We start from the raw sequence: 17,631 nt of genomic DNA, 5'->3' as shown, positions 1-17,631 counted from the left end.
CGCCGTTGGCGGACTGCGCACCCGACGACTCGTCGTGCGTCACCGATCCGGTCCCCAAACCGATCGCTGCCGTCGGCCCGTCGTCCTCGAACAACAGATTGCCGCCGATGGCGGCACTATCGGTCCCGCTTGTCGTGCTCGAGAGCTTGAACGAGAAATTGCCGAGATCGAAGCTGACATTGGATCCGGAGCCGCTGGTCGGCTGGGCATTGGTGACCACGAAGCGGTCCATGTGGCTGGCTTCGGCGACCTGGAAGTCGACGGTGTAGTTCGCCTGCAGGCCGTCGACAAAATAGGATCCATCGCCCACAGCCGTAATGGTGATGCCTGACGTCACCAGTTGCGTCTTCGCAAGGTCGGAATACACCATGATCGTGTTGCCGAGGATCGGGACCGGCGTCTCGTCGTTGCCGGCCAAGCCGCCGTTATCCACACTGTCGGTCGAAACCAGGTTGGCGCCTTGAAGGTCGTTTGTCTCATTGAAGGCAAAAATGTGCACCTTGACTGTGGTGCCCGGACTCCCGGGGTTCACCTGGGTCAGCGAAAAGCTTGCCTCCGTGACCGCGGTGATATGCGTGTCGTAGCTAATCTTCGACAGATCGTGCACGTCCGGATTGGTCAAGGGGAAGTCGGGGTAGTTCACGTGATTGACGATGTCGACACGCACCCCCTCGGCGGGATCGACGTGCTGCGCATTGTTGCCCAACCCGGTAGTGGAGACATTGACGGTCGAGCCCGGCATCAGCCCGGTAACGATCATGTCGGGATCGCTGGTGTCCGCTGCCGCGGTCCCCGTCTGCTCGATTGCCGCCCATGCGTCCTGCCCGGAGGGCACGTTGCTGAAATCGCCAAAATTGACGGTCGTCGTCGTGGTGAAGCTAGCCTTGACATCCACGAGGCCGGCAAGGCTACTCGTGTCGGCGTCGTCGACGCCGCTGGTATTTGGCTGCTTCAGCGCCTCGTACTGGATGGTCCAGACATTGCCGCCCGTCACGTTGGTTCCGGTGGTGGTGTCGTCCATCACGATCGCGAAGGCCACGGTGCCTTGATCATTCGCCTCCCACTGATTCGTAATGTTGTTGAACGTTCCCTCGCGACCAAACACGATGTTGTTGCTGGCATCGGCGTAGAGGAAGATCTGCGCGCCGTTATGGGTGGCGAAAATCTGGGTCGCCGTGCCGTTGGCGATTGTGAACTGCAAGTCCGTGATGGTGTTCGTGTTGAGCTGGATGAAATCGGTGCTGCTGCTGCCGATCGTCCGCACTGCCGCCTGCGGAAATGTCGCGCTCGTATCGCCCGCAGTTTCGCCGGTGGCAGGTAGAAGGCTGAGCGCGTTGAGTTCGTCCCGGAGCGTCTGGCTCATGGTCGAAAGCAGGGTCTGCCACTCAACTTCGTTGTCGTCTCCCGCCAGCACGCCCGCATCAATGTCGGTTTGACTGTTCTGAACGCTTGCCGCTTCATCGGTGATCAGATTGCCGTTGATGGTAATGGTCGCCATAATGTCCTCCCGCTGCCAGCCAAATCGAAGGCCAGCGTGCTTTAACTGCGCAATTGGTTGATCTCGTCCAAGCGGGGTAGAGGGTGTTGAAGGGGCCCCCGCTCCGTGCCCCGTCAGGCACTTCTCGGGGGATGCGTCCTACGCGCATCGGCTACCCACCAACGGCGGGCGCCAAGTATCAATGATGAGGGCATACTAACCCCGCCCCTCTTCCCCAACAGGCATGACTGCCTGTACGCCTCCGCTCAGAATTAACCATGTCGGCTTCTTTCATTTGAGATCTGTCTCGGATCCCGATCGGTTAACCCAGTGCATACGGTCGCGTGATGGATTTCGTCCCCATGCCTCAGTGTGCCGCCTACACAGAGGGCGCGTCCATTCCCGCTTCGGTAGTATTGGGGTTAATGGCCGTACCTGATCGAACGATATATATCCTTCGATAGATCAGGCCGGCGGTTCCACGGCATTGCCGTCAGGCGGTTTTCCGCCCGTTGTCGGCATCATGTCGATGTCAGTTGAAAGGGATGGTCAGATCAGGCCGGTTCGGCCCGGACGATCGGCGTCTTTGCCATGCGCCATCCAGGCCAGCTCCGCCCGGCCGCCGAGGCGCAGCTTCTCGTAGACGTGGTGCAGGTGCATCTTCACCGTGCCTTCGGATACGTGCAGCCGCTGGGCAATGGCCTTGTTGCGCAACCCGCGCGAGACGAGATCGGCGATTTCAGTCTCCCGTCCCGTCAGTCTGGACATCGGCTCGGGCTGCGTTTCCGGCATCAGCAGTTGCTGGACGATCTTGTTGTCGATCCATTTCTTGCCTGTCGCCACCGCGCTCACGCATTCGATGAGATAGCGGTGGCTGATGCCCTCCAGCACCAGGCCGTCGCTGTCGAGCGCCTGTATGTCCTTGATGTCGATCCTGCCGGCCGGCTGGACGATGAAGATGATGCCGAGAGCGCTGTTGCAGGCCTTCAGCCGGGCGGAAAGCCCGGTCGTCTGCGGATCCGCCATATCCAGGCCGACGATGACGATGTCCGGCCGATGGCGCTCCACATGAGGGACCACGTCGACAGGGCGGCGGCACTGGGCGACAACCTCATGTCCAGCCTTCTGCAACACCCACTCCAGACCGGCGAGATACACCCCCCGCGGGTCGGCCACAACCAAAGTCGACATACCAACACCGTCCGAAAAAACGCAATAAACTTGGTTAAGCACCCGTTAAAACCACGAAACCAGAGCTCATGCGTATTGTCAAGTAAACACTAATATAGTGACTGCTATAATAGCGACGGAGTCTTTCAGACCGGCGCGGGCTCGGCAGTGCGTTCGGCCGACGGCGCCGGATGGCATTCGCAACCCTTACCGGTATGCGTCGCAAGGAGCAGGGCGCCTGCTTGACATCAACCGCGTAACTTCAGGTCGCGGCCTCAACTGGAAGGCCTGCAGCCTTCCATTCGGGATAGCCGTCCTCGAGCCGGTGAACGACATACCCTCGCTTCCGCAATGCCGCGACGGCCTCGAACGACAGAACGCAATAGGGACCACGGCAATAGGCGATGACCTCCCGCTTCGCGGGAAGCTCCGCCAGGCGGCGTTCGAGTTCAGCGAGCGGGATGTTGAGTGCCCCCGGAAGATGTCCGAGCGCAAATTCGTCCTCCGAGCGGACGTCGAGAACCGTGACAAGGCCGTCATGCAGCCTTGAGACAAGGTCTTCGCGCGACACAGGCTCCAGTGCGTCGCGCGCGTGAAAGTAGTCCGTCATCACGCGGTTGACCTCCGCGACGTTCCGCTCGCCCACGCGCCCCAGGGCCTTCATCAATTCAACCACCTGGGCATCCCCGGCAAGACGATAAAGCACATGCTTGCCGTGCCGCTGCGCCTCGACAAGTCGCGCGCGTCGAAGAATTTGAAGGTGGCGCGAGGCGTTGGCGAAGTTGAGGCCAGCCCGTGCCGCAAGTCCCTCGACGCTGCGTTCACCCTGGGCGAGGTGTTCAAGCAATTCCAGCCGGTGCGCATGCCCGAGAGCTTGAGCCACTTCGGCAAGGCTGGCGAAAATCGACTGTTTTGGCCCGATGCTTGACATGCGATCTTCTCAGTGAAACATTCAGTAGAATAATTGAATGTTATCTCGGGCGAGGTAGGGCGCGCAAGTCATGATCCTCCGTCAATTCCTCCATTCCGAGCCCGTTGCAGCATCTTACCTGTTCGGCTGCGGTGGAAAATCCGCCGCCGCGGTCGTCGATCCGGTCGGCGACATCGCGCCTTATCTCGAAGTTGCCGAGGCAACCGGCATGCGTATCCTCTACGTGGTCGACACGCACATTCATGCCGACCACATTTCCGCCGGGCGCTCACTCGCCGCCGCTTCGGGTGCGCAATACGTGCTCTTCGAAGGCGCGGAAGCCGGGTTCCCGTTTTTGCGCGCCAAGGACGGTGAGGTGCTCGAGCTCGGCAATGTGACGATGACCGTGATGCACACGCCCGGGCACACGCCGGAGCACATCTCGCTCCTGGTCACCGACAGGACCCGCGCGGCCGAGCCATGGTTCGTGCTGACGGGCCACACGCTCATGGTTGGCGACCTCGGGCGAACCGAACTGGCAACCAGCGCGGAGGCCGGCGCGCGGACGCTGTTTTCCAGCGTACGGCGCCTCAAGCAACTGCCGGATCACGTCGAGGTGCTGCCGGGCGCCTACTCCGGCTCGGTCTGCGGGCGCTCGCTCAGTGGCAAGCCGACATCGACGATCGGCTTCGAGAAGCGCTTCAACAAAGCATTCCGCATCGAGGACGAGGACGCTTTCGTCGCCACGATGATCGCAGACATACCGCCCCCGCCGCCGCAAGCGGCGCGCAACCGTGCCGCCAATGCCGGCTTGGCTGCTGCTGCCGGCTGACCGATGAGCGTTTCACAGTCAGCAGGTTCGACCGTCAGACTTGGGCTTAGGGAAAACTGGCGACAGTTTGCTCTCCTCATGCTGGTGAATGCGTTCGTCGGCGGCATGGTCGGGATCGAGCGAACGGTCGTGCCGCTCATCGGGTCGGAAGTGTTCGGCATCACGTCGACGACACTCGTCGTCTCCTTCATCGTCAGCTTCGGCGTGGTCAAAGCGCTTGCCAATCTCGTCTCCGGCCAACTCGCCGACAGCTGGGGGCGCAAGCGCGTTCTCGTCCTCGGCTGGCTCGTCGGCTTGCCGGTTCCGTTCATGATCATCTGGGCCCCGAGCTGGGGATGGGTGATTGCGGCCAATGCGCTGCTGGGCATCAATCAGGGACTCGCCTGGTCGATGACGGTGGTCATGAAGGTCGATCTCGTCGGTCCGAAGTCGCGCGGCCTCGCCGTCGGCCTCAATGAATTCGCCGGCTACCTCGCCGTCGGCGTAACCGCGTTCTTGACTGGCTATCTTGCCTCGCAATACGGATTGCGCCCGGTACCGATCTATCTCGGGATCGGCTATGCCGTCGTCGGCACAGTGTTGTCGGTGCTGCTTATCCGCGACACACGCGACCATCTCAGGCTTGAGGTATCCGCTCACGCACGGCAATCCGCGCCGATCAGCTTCCGGGAGGTGTTTGCGCTGACCTCGTTCCGGAATCGCAATCTGTTCGCGGCTTCGCAAGCCGGCCTCGTCAACAACCTCAACGACGGCATGAGCTGGGGTATTTTCCCGTTGTTCTTCGTGTCCTTCGGACTTGGCATCGAGCGCATCGGCATCCTGAAGGCGGTCTATCCCGCGACATGGGGAATCCTGCAGATCGTCACCGGCCCGTTGAGCGATCGCTGGGGTCGCAAGGGCCTGATCGTCGCCGGAATGTGGATCCAGGCCGGCGGCTTGTTTCTCACCGCAGCCACGAACCGGTTCGAATGGTGGCTTGTCGGCAGCGTTCTGCTCGGCCTTGGAACCGCAATGGTCTATCCAAGTCTGATCGCGGCCGTTTCCGACGCTTCGCATCCCAGCTGGCGCGCCCGCTCGCTCAGCGTCTACCGGTTCTGGCGCGATCTCGGCTACGCGATCGGGGCGCTCTCCGCAGGCCTCATCGCCGATCGCTTCGGCCTCTCATGGGCGATCACATCGATCGCGGCATTGACGTTTATCTCTGGCGCGATCGTCGCCATCGTGATGCAGGAGGCCGCCAGGGGTTCCGGTCAACCGTCATCTTCCGGCGTTTCGGTTTGAATTTTGAAATTAGGAGCGGGCGTTTGCCGGCCGGCGATGGGCACGGCCATTCTCCTGGCGCGGCGGGCATGGCAGATCGGCATATGAGCAGAAAACGCAGCAATCACCCGCCAAGGGCTTCAAGAGTGCGCCGCAGTTCTTGCATTCGTAAAAGTGAACGCAGGCGTCGGTCGGCATCGTTTCCACCGACCGATGCCCGCATTCTGGGCAAGTAAGGGTGCTCTCAAGCTTCATTGCCACCACTCCTGCGCATTGCGCTAAGCATATAGGAGATTAGGGCCGGATGCGAAAACGGCGCGGTCAAATTTCCAAACCGAGACACTACCTTTGAAGCAGGTAATCGACCGGCGGCGAACTCATGGACTCGCTCACACTCGTGCCAGAAAATATGCAGATAGTCATGAGATTGTGATGGTAGCGGGAGAGGGACTTGAACCCCCGACCCCAGGATTATGATTCCCGTGCTCTAACCAACTGAGCTACCCCGCCAGGGCGGCGAAAGGCCCGAAATCCGCCTCAAATCGAAAGGCATGTCGGGGCGTTCGCCAAGGTCGCGCGGATATAAGGTTGGGAGGGCGAGCCTGTCAAGCTTCGAAACAACCGGCTTGCTGGCTTATCGTCATTATCGAAAAGCTTTGCCGCGCAGACATTTGGTTGCCGCCGCCGGGGTTGAGTTCGCAGGGGCAGGTCGCTATGTCTCGGCCACGAGTTTTTAGAGTTTGAAACAGATGAAGCCGCGCATTGCAGTCCTTGGTTGCGGATACTGGGGCAGCAACCACATCCGCACCCTCAAGGCGCTCGGCGCGCTGCACGCGGTCTCCGACGCCAACCGGGCCCGTGCCGAAGGCTTTGCCAGCGAGCAGGATTGCCTGGCGGTCGAGCCGGACCAGCTGCTCGTCCGTGACGATATCGACGCCATCGTCATGGCACTGCCGCCGCAATTCCATGCCGATCTTGCCGTGCGCGCCGTCGAGAGCGGCAAGGACGTGCTGGTGGAAAAGCCGATCGCGCTGACGGTGCCGGATGCCGAACGTGCGGTGCAGGCGGCCAAGGACAATGGTCGCGTCTTCATGGTCGGCCATGTCCTGCGGTTCCATCCCGCCTTCGAAACGCTGAAAGGGCTGATCGACAAGGGCGAGCTCGGCGAAGTCCGCTACATCCATTCGCACCGGCTCGGCCTCGGCAAGTTCCACACCGAAAACGACGCGTTGTGGGACCTGGCGCCGCACGATCTTTCGATGATCCTGGCGATCACCGGCACCGAGCCGATCGAGGTGCGCGGCGAGGGCGCCGCGCTGCTCGACAATCTTAGCGACTTCGCGCATCTGCACATGCGCTTTCCCAACGGCTTGCGCAGCCATCTCTTCACCTCGCGGCTCAATCCCTATCGCGAGCGGCGGCTGACCGTGGTCGGCACCAAGGCGATGGCGGTGTTCGACGATGTCGAGCCATGGGAACGCAAGCTTGCCGTCTACCGCCACGCAGTGTGGCAGGATAGCGGCCAATGGGCCTTCACAACCAATGAGCCGTCCTATGTCGCGGTTGGCCAGGGCATGCCGCTGACGCGTGAGCTGGAACATTTCATCCAATGCATCGAGACCCGTGCCGAGCCGCGCACCAGCGGCGAGGAAGCCATCAGGGTGCTGCGCATCCTGACAGCGGGCACCGTCACGCACACCAAATCCTGAGATCGTTTGGAGATTCTACTCCGGCGGCCATCGAGTGGCGTTTTCTGCGCTTTCGAAACGGTCTCCGAGAGGACGGAGCCCCTATTCCGCGGGGACCTGCGCCGGCTGGGCAGCAAGCCGGGTCAGCATGGCTTCGGCCTCGGCGCCACGCTCCGAACGCTCGATGAAGCCGCCGCCGAACACGCGGGCCTCGTTGCCGTCATCGGAGTAGAGCACGCAGGCCTGGCCCGGCGCGATGCCGGACTCACCGTCGACCAGTTCCACCCATGTGGCGCCGGCACGATGATGCAGCACGGCCGGGCGCGGCGGTCGCGTCGAGCGAACCTTGGCGAATAGCTCCAGGCCGCCGGCGGGGACGTCCGTGAGCGGTCCGTCGCCAAGCCAGTTCATGTTGCGCAGATAGATCTTGTGCGTCTCCAGCGCCTCGCGCGGGCCGACCACGACGCGAGCGCGGTCGGCATCGAGATGGACGACGTAAAGCGGCTCGCCGGAAGCGATGCCGATGCCGCGGCGCTGGCCGATCGTGTAGCGCAGGATGCCCTCATGGCGGCCGAGCACGCGGCCGTCGATGTGGACGATGTCGCCTGGATTGGCGGCGGTCGGCTTCAGCTTGGCGATGATGTCGGAATACTTGCCCTGTGGCACGAAGCAGATGTCCTGGCTGTCCTGCTTGGCGGCAACCGTCAGCCCCATCTCCTCGGCAATGGCGCGAACCTGCGGCTTCGACAGGCCGCCGAGCGGAAAGCGCAGATAATCGATCTGCGCCTGCGTGGTGGCGAACAGGAAATAGCTCTGGTCACGGTCGGCGTCGACCGGTCGGTAGAGCGCGCGGTGGGCGCCGTTGGCGCCGGAGCGGATATAGTGGCCGGTGGCCAGCGCGTCGGCGCCAAGCTCCTTGGCTGTGGCCAGGAGGTCGGCGAACTTCACCGTCTGGTTACAGGAAACGCAAGGGATCGGCGTCTCGCCGGCGACATAGCTTTCGGCGAAGGGATCGATGACCGCCTTGCGGAAGCGCTCTTCATAGTCGAGCACATAATGGGGGATGCCGAGCGTCTCGGAGACGCGGCGGGCGTCGTCGATGTCCTGTCCGGCACAGCATGAGCCGGCCCGATGCGTCGCCGCGCCATGGTCGTAGAGCTGCAAGGTGACGCCGACGACATCGTAGCCTTCGCGCTTCAGCAGGCCAGCGACGACCGATGAATCGACACCGCCCGACATTGCGACGACGATGCGGTTGGTTTCGGGACGTCCGGGAAGATCGAGACTGTTCATGATGCTTTCGTTCTACGCGGCGTCTCAATGCCAATGTCGAGAATATAGGTCAAGCTTTGCCGGCGCGCCAGCGTGCGGGGCGATTCACCCGCTGCGATCGATCCGCGTGAGGGGATGCTTTTCCCCGGCGAACCATGATTTCTTCCCCGCAAACCAGGGTTTGCCGGCAGATGGTTCAAATGCCGGCGAAAAGACTAACGCGGCGTTCATGATCCTTACCTAGTCATTAGGGTCTGCTTAGGCAATTTTTAAAGCTGTGGCGGTAACGTGGCGGGGATTGGGTCTTTGAGTTTTTTGTAGAGAGTACGATGACCGATCTGGTTAGACCGAGAGTCAAATATGTTATTGGGCCTGATGGCAGCCCTCTTACGATTGCCGATCTGCCGCCGACGAATACACGTCGCTGGGTTATCCGGCGTAAGGCGGAAGTGGTTGCGGCAGTGCGCGGCGGGCTCTTGAGCCTGGACGAGGCATGCCAACGCTACAAGCTCACCACCGAGGAATTCCTGTCCTGGCAGGCGTCGATCGACGAATATGGCCTTGCCGGGCTGCGCACGACGCGCATCCAGCAATACCGACATTAGCCAATTCGCTTCAGGAACGGCGATCGTGAGTTAAGGGGCGGCGCAACCGCTTCTTTTCGCCGTTCTCGATTTCTCGCTACATGGACGTGCTCGCCGACCTGCGGAGGGCGAGACGTGATCGCGCGCTTCTTCCTATCGCGCCATTCTTCTTAAAAGTGCGAGACGAAGGCCGCGCATGGCGATCGGGCATGGCGAAATCTACGTCACAAACGAGCCAAGAAAGTTGTCGACCAAATCCTCTTTCGTCTCCGAAAAAAGACTTTCGATGGTGAGGTCCATCTCTTTCTGCGCGATGATAGCGTCGATCTGTGCGGTTGGCAGGGGACTGGTGAATCGGCAACTCAGCGCGTGCTGTGTTCTTTGAACCAGATAACAGCTTACGAGTTCGGATTTATCATCGCCGAATTGCAGGTAAAAGTAGTCCGGCCTGCCGGAAAAGCTGCCGACATACAGCGCCGCTCCACCCTCGGACAGGTCCAGCATGCGGAAATTGGCGCTCTGTACCTCGCGCAAGCCATGTGACGGAAAGATGAGGCGAACAAGGAAATTGACGTTCCTTCGAACCCATCTGCGCTTTTCCTCAACGCCGCCAGAATGTTCCACGGTTTGTCCCAAGATCCAGGAGTCCAAGTATTCCTCAGCACCTACTTCGGTAACTTGGACTAAAAACCTTAAGGAGCGATAAGAGGTACTGCTCGAATTGGTTATTCCCGTATGACCGAGCGGGCGCGTATCTGCTCCTTCAACATCGCGGATCTCGCGTCACGGTCGAGCGAAACGATCGCGCCGCGGGTGCTTCGCCACAAGGGGCGCCGACGCGCGCCCCTTGTTTTTTCGAAGCGAGCCCGTGGAACTCAGATCGACAGCACAACCTTGCCGATCGGCTTGGTCGCAAGGAGAGCGTGAGCAGCTGCCGCCTGGTCAAGCGGGAAGCTCTTCGCCACATGGACGGCGAGCTTGTTCGCATCGATCAAGCGAGCCAATTCCAGCAGGCCCTCCTTGTCGGGCACGACCGACATACGCTCAACCCGGATATCGCGCACGCCGGCCTGCGCTCTGGTGTCGTCGTTGACATCGAGCAATGACACCAGCACGCCGCCACGCTTGAGCACCTTCAGCGAGCGTTTGGCGTGGTCGCCGCCCATTGGGTCCAGCACCAGATCGATGTCGCGAACATGGTCGGTGAAATCGCCCTTGGTGTAATCGATGACCTCGTCGGCGCCGAGTTTGCGGACGAAGTCGAGTTTTTGCGGGCTGGCGGTGGCGATGACGTAAGCACCGCGCGCCTTGGCGATCTGCACCGCGAGGTGACCGACGCCGCCGGCTGCGGCGTGAACCAGCACGCGCTGGCCCGATTTCAGCCCGCCATGGCGGACCAGGCCCTGCCAGGCGGTGAGGCCTGCCAGTGGCAGGGCGCCTGCCTGGTCATGGTCGGCGCCCTTCGGCTTCAGTGCGATTTCATCGGCGGGCACAGCGGCCAGTTCCGCATAGGCCGCCGCCTGTTTGGGAAAGCGGGGCATGCCGAACACCTCGTCGCCGATCCGGAGGCCGGAAACTCCGGCGCCCAGCGCTTCAACAGTTCCCGAGATATCCCACCCCAGGATAAAGGGCGGCTCGCCGAGCAATGGGAAGTAGCCGGCTCGAACGGCGCCATCGACCGGATTGATGCCGGCCGCCTTGACCCGGACCAGCACTTCGCCGGCCTTTGGCGTCGGATTGGGCTGGTCGGTGACGAAGAGAACGTCGGGTCCGCCGACGGAATTCTGGATAGCGGCGCGCATTGGGATATCTCCTGCTTGGTTGGCGTCACTATCATTTGGATAGTAATGGCTTCTTGTCTAGTATGTACCTTCATGATATATACGAACCCCATGGATAGTGATGACGACCACGGTTTCGGCTATGATGCGTTCCGGCGAACGTGCCCATCGCACACCGTACTGGAAATGCTGGCCAGCAAATGGGTCTATCTGGTGGTTTGCGCGCTGCGCAAAGGCCGGCTGCGCAACGGCGAGCTTGCGCGCAAGCTCGAAGGCATCACGCCGAAGATGCTGACGCAGACGCTGCGCGTTCTCGAGCGTGATGGACTGGTGCGGCGCGAGATATTCCCGGTCATCCCGCCGCGCGTCGAATATGAACTGACGGATCTCGGCCAGAATCTGGCGGGGCTGCTTACCCAGATCCGGTCATGGGCGGAGCAGCATGCTCCGGACATCAAGGATGCGCGGGCAAAGGCAATTGCCGGAAACGAAGGGGACTGGGCCGCCTAGGTGGCTTGCAGAGGGCGGCAGGGCAGCTTCAGCCGATCATGGCACTGCGGCCGCCGATCTCGGCTTCGCGGACCTTGGTGTCGCGCGACTCGAGCATTTCCGCCTTGGAAAGCTCCGCTTCAGCTTCGCCGAGTAATGATTCGGCAGTGCTTCGCTGCTGAGCGAGGTCACTTTGCGAATTTCTGAGGTTGTCGCGGCGCAAACGCGCCGCCTTGGCGAAGGTCGGATAGGCGAAATGGTTGATGTCGGTGATGCCGGCCTTCTTTTCTTCAGCGGTGATCTGAAGCTCCAGCTCGACGGCCATGCGTTCGAACTCTGCGATCATCATGTCGAGTTGCAGCAGCTGCCGCCGCTTCTCATTCACCTGAAACTGTTTCAGCCGAACGAGGTTTTCACGTGACTTCATGATTCGGTACTCCCGGAAACGCACACCCGCATCTATCGTCCAAACCACCTGGAAGGGCCCAGGCCGCACCCGTGTCCACCGCCTTTCCCCGAACTATGGGAAACAAAACCCTAAAGTTTTTTGCCGGCGGTAACCATTCGTTTACGGGCATTGTTAATCATACGGGTCAGGACTTAAGGCCGGGTAAAAATTCCGGCCGCCGATGCGAAGCGACGTCGATGAGTCCCTGGAGTCACTTAGTCCAGATTGTTGATGTGTTGCATTAGGAATTTGGTTCTGAGATTCGTTATTGGATTCAAGAGGGTGTAGAAAGAGGTTAAAAAATCTGGTACCGTCATGGACGGGAAATTAGGTTTTGTTAACCATTTAATGGCAGCCTCGGCACAAGGCAACCACTGCTCCGGGTCCGGACGGGTCGTGAAATGGTCCGGCAGCAGAAAAGGGGAATGAAATGCGTGTTCTGCTGATAGAAGATGACAGTGCAACCGCACAAAGCATCGAGTTGATGCTGAAATCGGAAAGTTTCAACGTCTACACGACCGATCTCGGTGAAGAGGGCGTCGATCTAGGCAAGCTCTACGATTACGACATCATCCTTCTCGATCTCAACCTGCCTGACATGTCGGGCTACGAGGTGTTGAGAACGCTTCGTCTTTCCAAGGTAAAGACGCCTATCCTCATCCTCTCCGGCATGGCCGGTATCGAGGACAAGGTACGCGGCCTCGGCTTCGGCGCCGACGACTACATGACCAAGCCGTTCCATAAGGATGAACTGGTCGCCCGCATTCATGCTATCGTGCGGCGCTCCAAGGGGCACGCCCAGTCGGTCATCACCACCGGCGACCTGGTGGTCAACCTCGACGCCAAGACCGTCGAAGTCGGCGGCCAGCGCGTGCACCTGACCGGCAAGGAATACCAGATGCTGGAGCTGCTCTCGCTGCGCAAGGGTACGACGCTAACCAAGGAAATGTTCCTCAACCACCTTTATGGCGGTATGGACGAGCCTGAGCTGAAAATCATCGACGTCTTCATCTGCAAGCTGCGCAAAAAGCTCGATGCGGCATCCGGCGGCCAGAATTACATCGAGACGGTCTGGGGCCGCGGCTATGTGCTGCGCGAACCCGAGGACATCCGGGTCAGCGCCTGAGCGAAGAATACTTTCGAACTTATTCAATAAAAAACCCGGCTTTGCCGGGTTTTTTGCGTGATTGGCTGATAAGCGTCGGTTTTACGCAATTACGAGCTGAAAACCGTCACGCACTTTTCCTGGAAACGCTCACTGCGACCGAATCAGGCGCGATCCTCAAGGCGCGAAAACGCTCGAGCAATTGCGACCGGTTGAACGGCTTCAAAAGATAGCCCTGAGCTCCAGCGCGCTTGGCCCGCATGATCGAAGCAATATCGAGCTCGACCAGTGAAACCAGGATCTGCGGCTTTATCGGGCTCTCCATGGCACGCACGCGACGGATGAGATCGACCGCCGCTATGTCAGGCAAGGCGCCGTCGACGACGATGATGTCGGGCATATCGGCGGCGCACATCTCCAGCGCGTCAAGTCCGCTGGCGGCCTCGATAATAACCATTTCGGAGCCGCCCAGGATGCGCTTTGCAACCTTCCTGATGACGCTTGAATCGTCGACGAACATGCAGCGTTTCATATCCGGGTCCTCTCTGCCGTCTGGCCGTCCGGTAGCATCCGGGGCATCCAGACGCAGCATAGGCCAATCTGGTAAAGAAGCCGAAAAGGCGTTAGGTAAAATTTTTGCAAAGATGGCGGCTGCTGGCTTTTATTCGCGAATGCTTCACTGCCGCCCTGGCAACCAAAAGCATTTCATGTCGTTGAGCCCGAAACTACAGATTTCGCTGGCAAAATACTTCGGTGTTTCTCGACGACGCTATCAGGCTGCCGAAAGCACGATCTCTTCCGGTGTCGCGTGGATCGATATCGTCATGCCCGCTTCACGCGCCAGAAGCAGCGTGTAGTAGGGCTGCACGGAATGAGCGTCGATCGGTTCCTCCGGTTTATGACCGGAATGCAGCTCGAGGAATTTCGGCGGCACGCGCAACATCGGGCCGCTCGACGCAAGCGCGAAGCGCGGCTCGGTCTCGAGATTCTCCAGCGTCACGGAGAGCTTGCCGCCGCGCGGAATGGCGGCGTTGGCGACGAGGATCAGGTTGAGCAGCAGCTTGACCTTGTTCTTGGGCAGCAGCGCGCGGGTTCCGTTCCAGGTCAGTTCCGGTTTCTCGTTCTTGAGGAAGGCGAAAGCGACCGCTTCGGCATCGCCGGTATCGATCAGCATGCCGGCCGAGCCGGCGGCACCGAAGGCGATGCGGGCGAACTGCAGGCGGGCCGAAGCGTTGCGGGCACTCTGACGGATCAACTTCATCGCGTCTTCGTCGGCACCGCCTTCGTCGAGCAGTTCGAGCCCGTTGTTGATCGCGCCGACCGGCGAAATGATGTCGTGGCAGACCCGGCTGCACAAAAGCGCTGCCAGGTCGGGTGCGGAAAGGGTGAACAGATCGGACATCGGCGAAAATCCCTGCAAAATTTTATAACTCACGGCCGAGCGATCGATCGTCGCCTGCCCGCACGAATCACGCTCTCTCCTCGGACTTTCTGAATACACAGCGCCCGTGCGTGCAGCAACAAATCCAAATTGTGGCTATGGCAAATGGCGTTCACACAGGCTGCCGACCCCACTTGAGCGACCCCAAACAGCCTTTGAACCGCCATGTTCATGTGGGAGCTTAATGGTTGAAAAAGGATTACGGCATAGTTTGCCCGTAACAGTTACCCCTAACGGCCGGCTAAGAGAGCCGTACGGGGTGCGAGGCGTCGGCGAAGGTGCTCCCTGACGGAGATTGGAAGCATGTTTTCCCGATTCTATGGCCGCAATTTTTTCCGCGTCCGCGACCGGACTTTTGTCCGTGTCATCTCAATGGCGATTGCGCTCATGGGCGTTCTCGTTTTCTCGACTTCGGCCCTGCGGGCCCAGGAATATACCGCTCAGGAGATTGTCGATTCAGGTCACAAGTTTTTCGGCGCGACATCGGGCGGGCTCGCCACGGTCATCGAGAAGATCTTTGCTTCCTACGGCCTGCCCAATGGCTATCTGCTGGGCGAAGAGGGCTCGGGCGCGCTGATCGGCGGCCTGACCTATGGCGAAGGCACGCTCTACACCAAGAATGCCGGCGATCACAAAGTATTCTGGCAAGGCCCGTCGCTCGGCTGGGATTTCGGCGGCGAAGGGTCGCGGGTGATGATGTTGGTCTACAATCTCGACGATGTGGGCAGCCTCTACAACCGCTATGGCGGTGTCGCCGGTTCGGCCTATGTGGTGGCAGGCGTCGGTTTCAACGTGCTGAAGAACAACAATGTGCTCCTGGTGCCGATCCGTACCGGCGTCGGTGCCCGGCTCGGCATCAATCTCGGCTATTTGAAGCTTACCGAGCGCGCTACCTGGAATCCCTTCTGAGCCTATTCTTTGGCTTATGGATGTCGTTCTCCCAAAACCGGGGCCGCTTTGGGCGACATGCGTAAAACCGGTAACGTTGCGGCAGACCCTTGCCGCAACGCTGGATTTCCGCCATGTCAACGTGGCACAGTCAAAAGCGCTCGAGGCGCTTTTGTTTTATCTTGTTGCATGTCGGTTCCCAAAACCGGTTCCCACGTTTGGGCGACATGCATTGGTTTGATGGTTGCCGTCCACAACGGGTAGTCACTTGGTCCAGTCGGTCCTGTTCTTCGTCCTCGGCTTTCTCTGCGCCGGCTTTCTGGCGCTTATGGTGGCTCCGGCCATATGGCGTCGCGCCGTCACCCTGACGCGCAAACGTATCGAAGCCTCGATCCCTCTGACGCAAACCGAAATCCAGGCGGACAAGGATCGCATCCGCGCCGAGTACGCCATGTCGACACGCCGCCTCGAAATCATCGCCAAGACGTTGCGCGAGAAGGCAGCTGAACAACTCGTGGAGATCAATCGCGGTCGCGAGGCCCTGAAGGGGCTGGCGGTCGAGCGCATGGACAAGAACCAGGCGCTGACTGAACTCGGCGCCAAGAACGAGGCGTTGCATCAACGCGAGAGCGAGTTGCAGCAGCTTTCGGAGCGACTCAAGGAAACCGAACGCAAGCTGGAAAAACGCGCGCTCGAGTTGGAAAAACTGGAGCAGATGTATGACGACGCCAGTTTTTCCTCCAGCAGCCGGCAGATCGAGCTCGTCGCGCGCGAATCCGAAATGCAGAAACTCGCCAGCGACATTGCGCTGCTGCGCGGTCAGCGCAAGGAGGCGGACAGGCGCGGCCAGGAGATCGCGGCCGAAAGCAAGGCAGCACGCGAAGCGCTGAAAGCCGAGAAGAAAAGGACCGCTGAGCTCGACAAGAAGGTCGAACGGCTGCTGGCGACACTTGCCGACCGCGAGGACAAGCTTGACCGCCGCGAAAAGGAACTGGCGCGCATGCGCGAAAAATCGAAAGCCGAAGACAGCGAACCGGGCTTGCGGCTGGTCGGCAAGGCGGGCGAAACCGCCAAGAGCGACGACCTCGACAAAGCAATCGCCAAGCTTGACAGCGACCGGGAGCGCCTAGAGGCGAGGTTGACGGCGCTGGCGCTCGAGAACAAGCGTCTGAAGGCGGATCTCACGGCGCTGTCCGCGTCCAATCCCGCGAACGGCAGCTCAGCCCTGCGCGAGCAGATGAACGAACTCGCGGCGGAGGTCGTCCACCTAACGGCCAAGCTCGAGGGGCCTGGTTCGCCGATCGCCAAGGCCTTGGCGGCCCCTTCGGATGTACGCTCCGGCAACCGCAGTCTTGCCGACCGCGTGCGGGCGCTGCAGAAGGCTGACGCGACAAGTTGAAATCAGGTCTCTTTTGCCGAAAAATGATGCAGAGCGATGGCTGATGCGGCTGCGACATTCAGGCTGTCGAAACCTTCCGACATGGTGATCCGCACGGTGTGCAAGCGCGCGAGCAGGCTTTCCGGCAAGCCTTCGCCCTCAGTGCCAAGATAGAGCGCCAGGCGTTCGCTCCGTTGCGCATCGCGGATGTCGGTCTGTCCGCGCGGCGTCAGTGCGAATTGTTCGAAGTTCTGCCTGGCGAGCATTGCCGTGAAGCCGGCGGCGTCGGTGAACGATGCGAAAGGGATCTTGAGCGCGGCGCCGACCGAAACGCGGATCGCCTTGCGGTAGAGCGGATTGCAGCATGTCTCATCCAGCAGTATGGCGTCGGCACCAAACGCGGCGGCGTTGCGGAAGATCGAACCTATATTGTCATGATTGGCGATGCCGACGAGCACCACGACAAGCGCCCCGGCCGGCAGGGCATCCACAAGGGCCTCGGCAGACTGGGGCGTCCCCTTGCGGCCTATGGCCAGGATGCCCCGATGCATGTGAAATCCGGCGATTGCGTCCATCACCGTGCCGGTGGCGACATAGACCGGAAGGTCGGCCGGCGCCTTGCGCAGGATGTCGCCGAGGCCGGCCAGCCGGTTCTCCAGAACCAGAACCGATTCGGCGCCAAAACGTCCGGCCGAGAGCAGCAGGTCCAGCACCACCTTGCCTTCGGCGACGAAGCGGCCCTGCCGGCCGGCGAGATCGCGCTCGCGGATGTCGAGATAGGCAGCGACCCGCGGATCTTGCGGGTCGTCGATGCGAATGGGATCCATGCGTTCCTCGCGACCATCGAATCGGCCGGAAATCCAGACCGATTTCGCTACGCTAGCCTTTGGTTTGGAAAGCACAATTCG

19 protein-coding genes and 1 tRNA gene are annotated in these 17,631 nt (G+C 60.6%); 8 read left to right on the top strand and 12 right to left on the bottom strand.

All coding sequences use genetic code 11. The features are described from left to right. The 3 genes from NKJ89_RS15560 to NKJ89_RS15550 form a co-directional block, all read right to left on the bottom strand. The coding region (locus tag NKJ89_RS15560) for a hypothetical protein (RefSeq protein ID WP_352603619.1) at window positions 1–1,498 on the bottom strand (1,498 nt) is incomplete at its 3' end. Window positions 1,499–2,026: 528 nt separating this feature from the next. Then, entirely contained in the window at window positions 2,027–2,668 is a 642-nt protein-coding gene (locus tag NKJ89_RS15555) for a response regulator transcription factor (protein WP_352603618.1), read from the bottom strand. 241 nt (window positions 2,669–2,909) lie between these two features. Beyond that, on the bottom strand, window positions 2,910–3,578 hold the full coding sequence (locus NKJ89_RS15550) for an ArsR/SmtB family transcription factor (RefSeq protein WP_352603617.1): 669 nt from the start codon (window positions 3,576–3,578) through the stop codon (window positions 2,910–2,912). 70 nt (window positions 3,579–3,648) lie between these two features. On the opposite strand from NKJ89_RS15550, the gene NKJ89_RS15545 reads away from it, so the two are divergent. Beyond that, window positions 3,649–4,389, top strand: coding sequence for an MBL fold metallo-hydrolase (locus NKJ89_RS15545; RefSeq protein ID WP_352603614.1), 741 nt, complete (start codon window positions 3,649–3,651; stop codon window positions 4,387–4,389). Window positions 4,390–4,467: 78 nt separating this feature from the next. Beyond that, window positions 4,468–5,670 carry an MFS transporter gene (locus NKJ89_RS15540; RefSeq protein WP_502904133.1) on the top strand — a complete coding sequence of 401 codons (1,203 nt, stop codon included), beginning with the start codon at window positions 4,468–4,470 and terminating at the stop codon, window positions 5,668–5,670. A gap of 9 nt (window positions 5,671–5,679) precedes the next feature. Here the strand turns inward: NKJ89_RS15540 and NKJ89_RS15535 are convergent, their stop codons facing one another. Further along, entirely contained in the window at window positions 5,680–5,904 is a 225-nt protein-coding gene (locus NKJ89_RS15535; RefSeq protein ID WP_352603610.1) for a GDCCVxC domain-containing (seleno)protein, read from the bottom strand. A 178-nt stretch (window positions 5,905–6,082) separates the two neighbouring features. Further along, a tRNA-Met gene (locus NKJ89_RS15530) sits at window positions 6,083–6,159 on the bottom strand. Between the two features lie 239 nt (window positions 6,160–6,398). On the opposite strand from NKJ89_RS15530, the gene NKJ89_RS15525 reads away from it, so the two are divergent. Further along, entirely contained in the window at window positions 6,399–7,358 is a 960-nt protein-coding gene (locus tag NKJ89_RS15525; RefSeq protein ID WP_352603608.1) for a Gfo/Idh/MocA family protein, read from the top strand. 81 nt (window positions 7,359–7,439) lie between these two features. On the opposite strand, the gene mnmA is transcribed toward NKJ89_RS15525, so the two are convergent. Further along, window positions 7,440–8,630: a tRNA 2-thiouridine(34) synthase MnmA gene (gene mnmA / locus NKJ89_RS15520; RefSeq protein ID WP_023760628.1), complete on the bottom strand. Its 1,191-nt coding sequence runs from the start codon at window positions 8,628–8,630 to the stop codon at window positions 7,440–7,442. A 308-nt stretch (window positions 8,631–8,938) separates the two neighbouring features. Here mnmA and sciP point away from each other — a divergent pair, with 308 nt between their 5' ends. After that, window positions 8,939–9,214: a CtrA inhibitor SciP gene (sciP, locus tag NKJ89_RS15515; RefSeq protein WP_013529904.1), complete on the top strand. Its 276-nt coding sequence runs from the start codon at window positions 8,939–8,941 to the stop codon at window positions 9,212–9,214. A gap of 198 nt (window positions 9,215–9,412) precedes the next feature. On the opposite strand, the gene NKJ89_RS15510 is transcribed toward sciP, so the two are convergent. Continuing rightward, the gene (locus NKJ89_RS15510; protein ID WP_352603606.1) at window positions 9,413–9,829 is read right to left on the bottom strand and encodes a hypothetical protein; all 417 of its coding nucleotides are present in this window, start codon (window positions 9,827–9,829) and stop codon (window positions 9,413–9,415) included. Window positions 9,830–10,068: 239 nt separating this feature from the next. After that, the gene (locus NKJ89_RS15505; protein ID WP_352603604.1) at window positions 10,069–10,995 is read right to left on the bottom strand and encodes an NADP-dependent oxidoreductase; all 927 of its coding nucleotides are present in this window, start codon (window positions 10,993–10,995) and stop codon (window positions 10,069–10,071) included. 90 nt (window positions 10,996–11,085) lie between these two features. On the opposite strand from NKJ89_RS15505, the gene NKJ89_RS15500 reads away from it, so the two are divergent. Beyond that, complete coding sequence (locus NKJ89_RS15500; protein ID WP_023760631.1) at window positions 11,086–11,484, top strand: winged helix-turn-helix transcriptional regulator; 399 nt, start codon at window positions 11,086–11,088, stop codon at window positions 11,482–11,484. A gap of 28 nt (window positions 11,485–11,512) precedes the next feature. Here NKJ89_RS15500 and NKJ89_RS15495 read toward each other — a convergent pair whose 3' ends face one another. Next, a complete protein-coding gene (locus tag NKJ89_RS15495; RefSeq protein ID WP_023760632.1) occupies window positions 11,513–11,890 on the bottom strand; it encodes a flagellar export protein FliJ in 378 nt (125 codons plus the stop codon). A 451-nt stretch (window positions 11,891–12,341) separates the two neighbouring features. Between NKJ89_RS15495 and ctrA the strand changes: the two genes are divergently transcribed. Continuing rightward, window positions 12,342–13,037, top strand: coding sequence for a response regulator transcription factor CtrA (gene ctrA, locus NKJ89_RS15490; protein ID WP_006203583.1), 696 nt, complete (start codon window positions 12,342–12,344; stop codon window positions 13,035–13,037). Window positions 13,038–13,143: 106 nt separating this feature from the next. Here the strand turns inward: ctrA and NKJ89_RS15485 are convergent, their stop codons facing one another. Then, window positions 13,144–13,548 (bottom strand): response regulator, encoded by a 405-nt coding sequence (locus tag NKJ89_RS15485; RefSeq protein WP_023760633.1) that lies wholly within the window; start codon window positions 13,546–13,548, stop codon window positions 13,144–13,146. Between the two features lie 240 nt (window positions 13,549–13,788). Further along, a complete protein-coding gene (chpT, locus tag NKJ89_RS15480; RefSeq protein WP_352603601.1) occupies window positions 13,789–14,418 on the bottom strand; it encodes a histidine phosphotransferase ChpT in 630 nt (209 codons plus the stop codon). A gap of 411 nt (window positions 14,419–14,829) precedes the next feature. Between chpT and NKJ89_RS15475 the strand changes: the two genes are divergently transcribed. Continuing rightward, window positions 14,830–15,366, top strand: coding sequence for a DUF1134 domain-containing protein (locus tag NKJ89_RS15475; RefSeq protein ID WP_352603636.1), 537 nt, complete (start codon window positions 14,830–14,832; stop codon window positions 15,364–15,366). 247 nt (window positions 15,367–15,613) lie between these two features. After that, window positions 15,614–16,744 (top strand): coiled-coil domain-containing protein, encoded by a 1,131-nt coding sequence (locus tag NKJ89_RS15470; protein WP_352603597.1) that lies wholly within the window; start codon window positions 15,614–15,616, stop codon window positions 16,742–16,744. Window positions 16,745–16,746: 2 nt separating this feature from the next. Here the strand turns inward: NKJ89_RS15470 and NKJ89_RS15465 are convergent, their stop codons facing one another. After that, window positions 16,747–17,550 (bottom strand): TrmH family RNA methyltransferase, encoded by an 804-nt coding sequence (locus NKJ89_RS15465; protein ID WP_352603595.1) that lies wholly within the window; start codon window positions 17,548–17,550, stop codon window positions 16,747–16,749. Between the last annotated feature and the right edge of the window lie 81 nt (window positions 17,551–17,631).

The sequence above is a fragment of the Mesorhizobium sp. M0047 genome (genome assembly GCF_040323315.1).
GTDB lineage: Bacteria > Pseudomonadota > Alphaproteobacteria > Rhizobiales > Rhizobiaceae > Mesorhizobium.
Note: the sequence above shows the minus strand (reverse complement) of the source record. Positions and strands in the feature narration are given on the sequence as shown.